General features: G+C 70.4%; 3 protein-coding genes, 1 tRNA gene and 1 rRNA gene. 1 reads left to right on the top strand and 4 read right to left on the bottom strand.

What is annotated here, in order from left to right; translation table 11 throughout:
* Positions 1-81 precede the first annotated feature (81 nt).
* Positions 82-762: a two-component system response regulator gene (locus tag ACIBEA_RS18070; protein WP_399261927.1), complete on the bottom strand. Its 681-nt coding sequence runs from the start codon at positions 760-762 to the stop codon at positions 82-84.
* Between the two features lie 274 nt (positions 763-1,036).
* A complete protein-coding gene (locus ACIBEA_RS18075; protein WP_399261929.1) occupies positions 1,037-6,571 on the bottom strand; it encodes a HAMP domain-containing protein in 5,535 nt (1,844 codons plus the stop codon).
* Positions 6,572-6,759: 188 nt separating this feature from the next.
* Between ACIBEA_RS18075 and ACIBEA_RS18080 the strand changes: the two genes are divergently transcribed.
* Positions 6,760-9,318 carry a SpoIIE family protein phosphatase gene (locus tag ACIBEA_RS18080; protein WP_399261973.1) on the top strand — a complete coding sequence of 853 codons (2,559 nt, stop codon included), beginning with the start codon at positions 6,760-6,762 and terminating at the stop codon, positions 9,316-9,318.
* Positions 9,319-9,443: 125 nt separating this feature from the next.
* On the opposite strand, the gene ACIBEA_RS18085 is transcribed toward ACIBEA_RS18080, so the two are convergent.
* Together ACIBEA_RS18085 and rrf are read right to left on the bottom strand one after the other, a co-directional pair.
* A tRNA-Thr gene (locus ACIBEA_RS18085) sits at positions 9,444-9,519 on the bottom strand.
* A 5-nt stretch (positions 9,520-9,524) separates the two neighbouring features.
* A 5S ribosomal RNA gene (gene rrf, locus ACIBEA_RS18090) occupies positions 9,525-9,617 on the bottom strand; the annotation flags it as partial.

Genomic DNA, 9,617 nt, shown 5'->3' on the forward strand with positions numbered 1-9,617 from the left:
CGGTGCGGCATTTGACGTACTCCCGGAGCTGACGCGCCCTCAGCAACCGGCCCCGCACCGGGGACCGGGCCGGCCGCTCGCTCAGGCCTGCGCGGGAAGCATCGGATGGCCGCCGCCGGTGCCCGGCTCCAGCGCGTCCAGGGCCCGCCGCAAACCGGTCAGTTTCCGCTCCAGATGCGCCGCGGTCGCGACCACCGCCGGATCGGCCGCTTCCTCGCCGAGCTGCTTGGTGAGCGCCTCGGCCTGCTCCTCGACCGCCGCGAGCCGGGCGGACAGCTCGGCCAGCAGGCCCGCCGTCTCCTTGCCCTCGACGCCGCCGGACCCGCCGCCCTCCAACTGGAGCCGCAGCAGCGAAGCCTGCTCCCGCAGCTGGCAGTTCTTCGTGTACAGCTCGACGAAGACCGAGACCTTGGCCCGCAGCACCCACGGGTCGAAGGGCTTGGAGATGTAGTCCACCGCGCCGGCGGCATAGCCGCGGAACGTGTGGTGCGGACCGTGGTTGATCGCGGTGAGGAAGATGATCGGGATGTCCCGGGTCCGCTCCCGCCGCTTGATGTGCGCGGCCGTCTCGAAACCGTCCATCCCGGGCATCTGCACGTCCAGCAGGATGACCGCGAAATCGTCCGTCAGCAGCGCCTTGAGCGCTTCCTCCCCCGACGACGCCCTGACCAGTGTCTGATCGAGCGCGGAGAGGATGGCCTCCAGCGCCAGCAGATTCTCCGGCCGGTCGTCGACCAGGAGGATCTTGGCCTTCTGCACCATGCCCTGTCCTCCTCGCCCCGGCATGGGGCCTCCCCGGCTCCTGGCCACAGCGCTCAACCCGGGTCCCGCCCCTGCGGGCGGCTTCCGTGCGCCGTCCGTCCTTGTGCCGGTCATCGTAGCCCCAGTCCCGAGATCGCCACACCCTGTCACCAAGATGTCACTGTGCACGAAGCAGAAACGGTGTGGGGGAGCAGAAGGTTCCCCGTATATCGCCCTCCCACACCGATGTGGACACACTGAGTCAGCAATTGGTATCTCTTCGCCGCTCCGTCGATCACTTTCCGCGCATCCACTGCTCCATCACCGACAGCAGGAAGTCGGGATCGACGGGCTTGGTGACATAGTCGGAAGCCCCGGAGTCGATCGCCTTCTCCCGGTCGCCCTTCATCGCCTTCGCCGTCAGCGCGATGATCGGCAGCCCCGCGAACTGCGGCATCCGCCGGATCGCCGACGTCGTCGCGTAGCCGTCCATCTCCGGCATCATGATGTCCATCAGAACGACCGTCACGTCGTCGTGCTGCTCCAGCACTTCGATGCCCTCGCGCCCGTTCTCCGCGTACAGCACCGCCAGGCCGTGCTGCTCCAGCACGCTGGTCAAAGCGAAGACGTTGCGGACGTCGTCGTCGACGATGAGCACCTTCTCGCCATGGAAGTCGTACGTCCGGGGGACGACCGGAAGTTCGTCCTCCGCGCCACCCCAGTCGTCCTCGAACCCCTGCGCGCCGTTCTGCGCGCCCGGCTCGCCCATCGCCTTGCGGCGCCGCCTGAAGAGCGTCGCCCCGCCATGCCCCTGGCCCCCGGCCTGCGCAGCGCCTCCCGACGCGCCCGCCGGCAGCGCCGCGGCGGGCCGCACGGGCGCCGCCGGCACCGCGGCCATCGGCGCCGCGGGCAGCGAAGGCGGCACCGGAAGCACCGGGGCCACCTCGGCGGCCCTGCGGTAGAGGTCCCCGCGACCACCGGGTGCGGGCTGCGCGTACCCCTGCGGCGGCAGCTCGCTCGGGTGCAGCGGCAGGTACAGCGTGAAGGTGGAGCCGCGCCCCGGCTCGCTGGCCGCGTGGATCTCGCCGCCCAGGAGCCGGGCGATCTCCCGGCTGATGGAGAGCCCGAGCCCGGTACCGCCGTACTTGCGGCTCGTCGTGCCGTCCGCCTGCTTGAACGCCTCGAAGATCACCAGCATCTTGCTGGCCGCGATCCCGATCCCGGTGTCGGTCACCGAGAAGGCGATCAGGTCCGCGTCCGCCTCGCGCAGCGAACCGGCCTCCAGCAACTGCTCCCGGATCGCCTGCGGCACGTCCGCCCCGGCGGGCCGGATCACCAGCTCCACCGCGCCGCCGTCGGTGAACTTCACCGCGTTCGACAGCAGGTTGCGCAGCACCTGCAGCAGCCGCTGCTCGTCCGTGTGCAAGGTGGCCGGCAGCTCCGGCGAGACCCGCACCGAGAAGTCCAGGCCCTTCTCCGCCGTCAGCGGCCGGAAGGTGGCCTCCACGTAGTCCACGAGCTGGACCAGCGCGATCCGCGTCGGCGAGACGTCCATCTTGCCCGCCTCGACCTTCGACAGGTCCAGGATGTCGTTGATCAGCTGGAGCAGGTCCGAACCGGCCCCGTGGATGGTCTCGGCGAACTCCACCTGCTTGGGCGAGAGGTTCTCGTCCGCGTTGTCCGCCAGCAGCTTGGCCAGGATCAGCAGCGAGTTGAGCGGGGTGCGCAGCTCGTGCGACATGTTCGCCAGGAACTCGGACTTGTAGCGCATGGAGACCGCGAGCTGTTCGGCGCGCTCCTCCAGGACCTGCCGGGCCTCCTCGATCTCGGTGTTCTTCACCTCGATGTCACGGTTCTGCTGGGCCAACAGCTCGGCCTTCTCCTCCAGTTCCGCGTTGGCGGCCTGGAGCGCCTTCTGCCGGTTCTCCAACTCGTCGGAGCGCTCGCGCAGCTGCTCGGTCATCTCCTGCGACTGCTTGAGCAGCATCTCCGTCTTGGAGTTGACGCTGATCGTGTTGACGCTCGTACCGATCATCTCGGCGATCTGGCTGAGGAAGTCCTTCTGGATCTGCGTGAACGGCTGGAAGGACGCCAGCTCGATGACGCCGAGCAGGTTCCCCTCGAACAGCACGGGCAGCACGATCACGTGCGCGGGCGGCGCTTCGCCCAGCCCCGAGGAGATCTTCAGGTAGCCGGGCGGGGTGTTCTCCACCAGGATCGTCCGCTTCTCCTCGGCGACGGTCCCGATCAACCCCTCCCCCGGCCGGAAGGACGTCGGCATCGAGCCGCCCGCGTACGCGTAACTGCCGCGCATCCGCAGCTCGTACGGGCCGTCCTGACCGCCGTCGGCGCCGAGCTCGGTGGCCGCGGCGGTCGGCAGGGCGAGGAAGAACGCGCCGTGCTGCGCGGAGACCACGGGGGTCAGCTCGCTCATGATCAGCGAGGCCACGTCGTCCAGCTCCCGGCGGCCCTGCATGAGGGCCGAGATCCGCGCCAGGTTGCCCTTCAGCCAGTCCTGCTCCTTGTTGGCCAAGGTGGTGTCGCGCAGGTTGGCGATCATCGTGTTGATGTTGTCCTGGAGGACCTGGATCTCGCCCGCCGCGTCCACGTCGATCTTGAGGTTCAGGTCGCCGCGGGTCACCGCGGTGGCCACGGCCGCGATGGCGCGCACCTGTCGGGTGAGGTTCCCGGCCATCTCGTTCACGGACTCCGTCAGATCCCGCCAGGTGCCGTCGACGTCCCGGACCCGGGCCTGACCGCCCAGGATCCCCTCGGTGCCCACCTCCCGGGCCACCCGGGTCACCTGGTCCGCGAAGGAGGACAGCTGGTCGACCATCGTGTTGATGGTGGTCTTCAGCTCCAGGATCTCGCCCCGGGCGTCGATGTCGATCTTCTTGGTCAGGTCGCCCTTGGCGATCGCGGTCGTGACCATGGCGATCTGGCGCACCTGACCGGTGAGGTTGGAGGCCATGAAGTTCACCGAATCGGTGAGGTCCTTCCAGGTCCCCGAGACCCCGGGCACGTGCGCCTGGCCACCGAGGCGGCCCTCGGTGCCCACCTCGCGGGCCACCCGGGTCACCTCGTCGGCGAAGGACGACAGCGTCTTGACCATGGTGTTGACCGTGTCCGCGAGCTGCGCGACCTCGCCGCGCGCCTCGACCGTGACCTTCTTCGTCAGATCGCCGTTGGCGACCGCCGCCGAGACCTGCGAGATGTTGCGCACCTGCGACGTCAGGTTGTTCGCCATCAGGTTGACGTTGTCGGTGAGGTCCTTCCAGATGCCGGTCACCCCGCGCACCCGGGCCTGGCCGCCGAGGATGCCCTCGGAGCCCACCTCGCGCGCCACCCGCGTCACCTGCTCGGCGAAGGAGGACAGCTGGTCGACCATCGTGTTGACGGTCGTCACCAGCTCCAGGATCTCGCCCTTGGCATCGACCGTGATCTTCTTCGACAGGTCGCCCATCGCGACCGCCGTCGTGACCTCGGCGATGTTGCGGACCTGCGACGTCAGGTTGTTCGCCATGAAGTTGACCGACTGGGTGAGGTCCTTCCACGTGCCGGAGACCCCCTTCACCTCGGCCTGACCGCCCAGGATCCCCTCGGTACCGACCTCGCGGGCCACCCGGGTGACCTGCTCCGCGAAGTTCGAGAGCTGGTCGACCATGGTGTTCAGGGTGTTCTTCAGCTCCAGGATCTCGCCCCGGGCGTCCACGTCGATCTTCTGCGACAGGTCACCGCGCGCCACCGCCGTGGCGACCTGCGCGATGTTGCGCACCTGCGAGGTCAGGTTCCCGGCCATGCCGTTCACCGAGTCGGTCAGGTCGCGCCACACGCCGGCCACGCCGGGCACCTGCGCCTGACCGCCGAGACGGCCCTCCGTACCCACGTCCCGGGCCACCCGGGTCACCTGCTCCGCGAAGGCGGAGAGCTGGTCGACCATCGTGTTGATGGTGTTCTTCAGCTCCAGGATCTCGCCCCGGGCGTCCACGTCGATCTTCTGCGACAGGTCACCGCGCGCCACCGCCGTCGTCACCTGGGCGATCTGGCGCACCTGGGACGTCAGGTTCCCGGCCATGAAGTTGACCGAGTCGGTCAGCTCCTTCCAGGTTCCGGACACCCCCTCCACCCGGGCCTGACCGCCGAGGCGGCCCTCCGTACCCACGTCCCGGGCCATCCGCGTGACCTGGTCGGCGAAGGACGACAGCTGGTCCACCATCGTGTTCACGGTGTTCTTCAGCTGGAGCATCTCGCCGGAGACGTCCACGGTGACCTTCTGCGACAGATCGCCGTTGGCCACCGCCGTCGTCACCTGCGCGATGTTGCGGACCTGGCCGGTGAGGTTGCGGAAGGCGGTGTTCACCGAGTCGGTGAGGTCCTTCCAGGTCCCCGCCGCACCCGGCACCTGCGCCTGACCGCCCAGCTCGCCCTCGACGCCGACCTCGCGGGCCACCCGCGTCACCTCGGAGCCGAAGGACTGGAGCTGGTCGACCATCGTGTTGACGGTGTTCTTCAGCTCCAGCATCTCGCCGGCCACGTTCACGGTGACCTTCTGCGACAGGTCGCCGTTCGCGACCGCCGTCGTCACCTGCGCGATGTCGCGCACCTGCGTGGTGAGGTTGCGGAAGACCGTGTTCACCGAATCGGTGAGGTCCTTCCAGGTCCCCGCCGCACCGGGCACCTGCGCCTGCCCGCCGAGCAGACCCTTCGCACCGACCTCGCTGGCCACCCGGGTGACCTCGTCCGCGAAGGTCCGCAGGGTCTCGGTCATCTGGTTGATCGTTTCGGCGAGCTGCGCCACCTCGCCCCGCGCGCTCACCGTCACCTTCTGCGACAGGTCTCCGTTGGCCACCGCGGTCGTCACCTGGGCGATCCCGCGCACCTGGGCGGTCAGGTTCCCCGCCATGGTGTTGACGGAGTCCGTCAGGTCCTTCCACACGCCCGCGACCCCGGGCACCTTCGCCTGGCCACCCAGCTCGCCCTCGGTCCCCACCTCGCGGGCGACGCGCGTCACCTCGGAGGAGAAGGACGACAGCTGGTCCACCATCGTGTTCACGGTGTTCTTCAGCTGGAGCATCTCACCGGCCACGTGCACGGTGACCTTGCGCGACAGATCGCCCTTCGCCACCGCCGTCGTGACGAGGGCGATGTCACGCACCTGGGCGGTGAGCCGGTACGCCATGGTGTTGACGGAGTCGGTCAGGTCCTTCCACGAACCGGACATACCGCGCACCTGGGCCTGGCCGCCGAGCTTGCCCTCGGTGCCGACCTCCAGCGCCACCCGGGTCACCTCGTCGGTGAACGCCGACAGCTGGTCGACCAGGTTGTTGACCGTCCGACCGATCTTGAGGAACTCGCCGCGCAGCGGGTGCCCGGTGCCCTCGGCCGCCTGCGTCCGCAGGTCCATCCGCTGGTCCAGGTCACCGTCGGCGACCGCCGAGAGCACCCGGCCCACCTCGGAGACCGGCCGCGCCAGGTCGTCCACGAGCTGGTTCGAGGCGTCGATCGCGGCCGCCCAGGAGCCCTCGCAGGCCCCCGTCTCCAGCCGCTCGCTCAGCTTCCCCTCGCGCCCGACCATCCGCCGGACCCGCGAGAGCTCACCGGTCAGGTGAAGGTTCCGGTCGGCGACCTCGTTGTAGACGGCGGCGATCTCCGCCATCACACCGTCGCCGGACACCGTCAGCCGCTTGCGGAAGTTCCCGTCCCGCATCGACACCAAGGCCGTGAGCAGCCGGTTCAACGCGGCGGTGTCGACCTCGGTCGTACTCCCCCGCCGGGACCGTCCGCTCTTCGCACGCGCACCTGTCCTGCGCGTCGCTACGCCAGACTCCACCGTGTCCCTCCCGAAAGGGTCGACCGCACCACCGGGTCCTGACTCCACGCGACCCGGCTCTCCAAGCCTGCCCAGTGTTTCACCCCCGCCGAACCAGGCCATAACACTTCGGCACCTTCGCACACGGTCCACACCCTGTGGGGGGAATACCCGACGACCGCACCGCGCCGCCCGCGAAGGTAAGTAACCTGGCACCCGATGTCCAACCGCGTCGGAGGAGACTTGTGATCACGGCACGGGCCGCTGCCAGCTTCGACCCCCTAGGGCGCTCGGTCGCCGCCGCCCGCGCCTTCGTCCGCGACGCGCTCCAGGGCTGGGGCTTCTCGGACATCGTCGACGACGCGGTGGTGCTCACCAGCGAGCTGGTCACCAATGCCGTGGTGCACGCCGGAACCCGCGCCGAGGTCCTGTGCCTGCGCGCCGAGGACGGCGTCCGGGTCGAGGTCGCCGACCGCTATCCGGAGCGCGCCCTGCCGCTGGAGTACCCCGGGGAACGGCCCTACGCCGACCCGGACCGCGAGAGCGGCCGCGGCCTGATGCTGTGCGCGGCCCTCGCCACCCGCTGGGGCGTCGAGTACACCGCCACCCACAAGCACGTGTGGTTCCGCCTCGACCTGCCGGACCGTCCGGTCGGTACCCGCTCCGCGGGCCCGGTCGTCCCCGACCAGCTGCTCCCGCTCGCCGACAGCCGCGTACGGGTCGCCGTCGTCCAGATCGACGCGGCGGACCAGGTCACCGCCTGGAACGAGGACGCCGAGCACATTTTCGGTCACCCCTCAGAGAAGGCCGTCGGCCGCCCCCTCGCCGAGCTCGCCGCCTGGCCGCAGACCCCCGGCACCGGGACCGGCATCGCCGAGGCCCTGCGCCTGTCCCGCTGGGAGGGCAGCTACGGCATCCGCGGCGCCGACGGCCGGATCATCCCCGTCTACGCCTCCCACCTGCGCGTCCGCGACGCCCACGGAGAGCCCTCGATCGTCTGCCTGCTCGTCCACGACGACGAGCGCGCGCTGCTCCAGACCCCCGTCCGGGTCCCGGCCGACGGCGCCGCGCTCAGCGAGCCGCGCACCGTCGACCCCTTCGAGATCTTCATCGGCTCCCCCGCCCCCGACGACCTCGACGGCCTGCTCCAGCGCACCGTGGAACGCGCCCGCGACCTCCTGGACGCCGACTCCGCCTTCCTCCTGCTGGCGACCGACGACGAGACCGAGCTGGAGGTACGGGCGACCACGGGCCTGCCCTCGACCCGCCAGCGCTTCGCCCGGGTCCCCGTCGAGGCCGGCACCAACCGGTACGGCTCCGCCCGGATGCCCGCGGTCCACGACGACCTCGCCGCCGTGCCCGGCGCCGTCCCGCTGCTCGAATTCACCGGCATGCGCTCCGCGGTCACCGTCCCGCTCAAGGTCGAGGGCCGGCTGACCGGCTCCCTCGGCATCGCCGCGGAAGGCCCGGACCGCTACTCCAACGAGGACGCCCTGCGCCTCCAGTTCGCGGCCGACCGGATCGCCCTGGCCGTCGAATCCGCCCGCCTCGGCGAACTGGAACGGCTGCGCCGCGGCTCGCTCTCCTTCCTCGTCGAGGCCTCCGACCTGCTCGCGGGCACCCTCGACCGGGACCAGACCCTGGCCCTGATGGCCCAGATGACCGTCCCGACCCTGGCCACGTGGTGCGCCGTCTACACCATCGCCGACCAGTCTTCCGACCCGTTCCTCTCCTTCGTGCTGCACGAGGACGAGGAGCGCATCGACGACCTCAAGGTCCTGCTGTCCCGCGTCACCCCGCCCGAGGCCCTCCCCGAATCCGGCGCGTGCGCCTGGCCCGAGGCCTCCGTCGCGGTCGGCGGCGAGACCGTCGTACTGCCCCTGCGGGCCCGCAACCGGGTCATCGGCCTGCTCACCCTGGGCAAGGCCAGCGAGGACCACTTCCGCCACGAGATCCTCGAACTCGCCGAGGACCTCTCCCGCCGGGCGGCCCTCGCCCTCGACAACGCCCGGCTGTACTCCGAGCGCACCGCGATCAGCCGCTCGCTCCAGCGCAGCCTGCTGCCGCCGGGCTCACCGGCCATCCCCGGCATGGAGGTCGAGGTCATCTACCGCGCCGCCGGCGAGGGCAACGAGGTCGGCGGCGACTTCTACGACGTCTTCCCGATCCGCGCCGGGGTGTACGGCTTCGCCATCGGCGACGTCTGCGGTACGGGCCCGGAGGCGGCGGCGGTCACCGGCCTCGCCCGGCACGCGCTGCGCCTGCTGGCCCGCGAGGGCCTCGGCGGCCCGGCCGTCCTGGAGCGCCTCAACGCGGCCATCCTCGACGAGGGCGCCCGCAGCCGCTTCCTCACCCTGCTCTACGGCGAACTGCACCCGCAGCCCGACGGCAGCGCCCTGATGAAGGTCGTCTGCGCGGGCCACCCGCTCCCGCTCCGGCTCCGCCCGAACGGCGAGGTCGTCCCGGCCGCGGAACCCCAGCCCCTGCTGGGCGTGATCGAGGACCTGGACCTCTACGAGCAGACCCTGACGCTGGACCCGGGAGACGTCCTGCTCTGTGTCACCGACGGCGTCACCGAACGCCGGGAGGGCACCAGGATGCTGGGCGACGACGGCCTCGCCGAGGTCCTCACCACCTGTACCGGCCTCACCGCCGGCGCGGTCGCGGCCCGCGTGCTGCGCGCGGTGGAACGCTTCGCCGCGGAGCCGGCCTCGGACGACATGGCCATCCTCGCCCTCCGCGTCCCCCAGCCCCACCCGGGCGACTGAGGGCCCCACCGACGGTCGGTCGCGCCCGTCGGGCCCGACCGACCGTCGGGCCGGACCGTCGGGCCGCACCGATCGGGTCCTGAACGCAAAAAAGGCCCCCGCCAATTGGCGGGGGCCTTTTTCTTTGGAGCCCTTTAACGGAATCGAACCGTTGACCTTCTCCTTACCATGGAGACGCTCTACCGACTGAGCTAAAAGGGCGGGTTGTTCGGCGGCGTCCTACTCTCCCACAGGGTCCCCCCTGCAGTACCATCGGCGCTGAAAGGCTTAGCTTCCGGGTTCGAAATGTAACCGGGCGT

The organism is Streptomyces sp. NPDC051555 (genome assembly GCF_044454405.1).
Taxonomy (GTDB): Bacteria; Actinomycetota; Actinomycetes; order Streptomycetales; family Streptomycetaceae; genus Streptomyces.

Bases quoted from the DNA above. Each gene is read 5' to 3' on its own strand.
- ACIBEA_RS18070 (WP_399261927.1), bottom strand. From the start codon at position 762: ATGGTGCAGAAGGCCAAGATCCTCCTGGTCGACGACCGGCCGGAGAAT.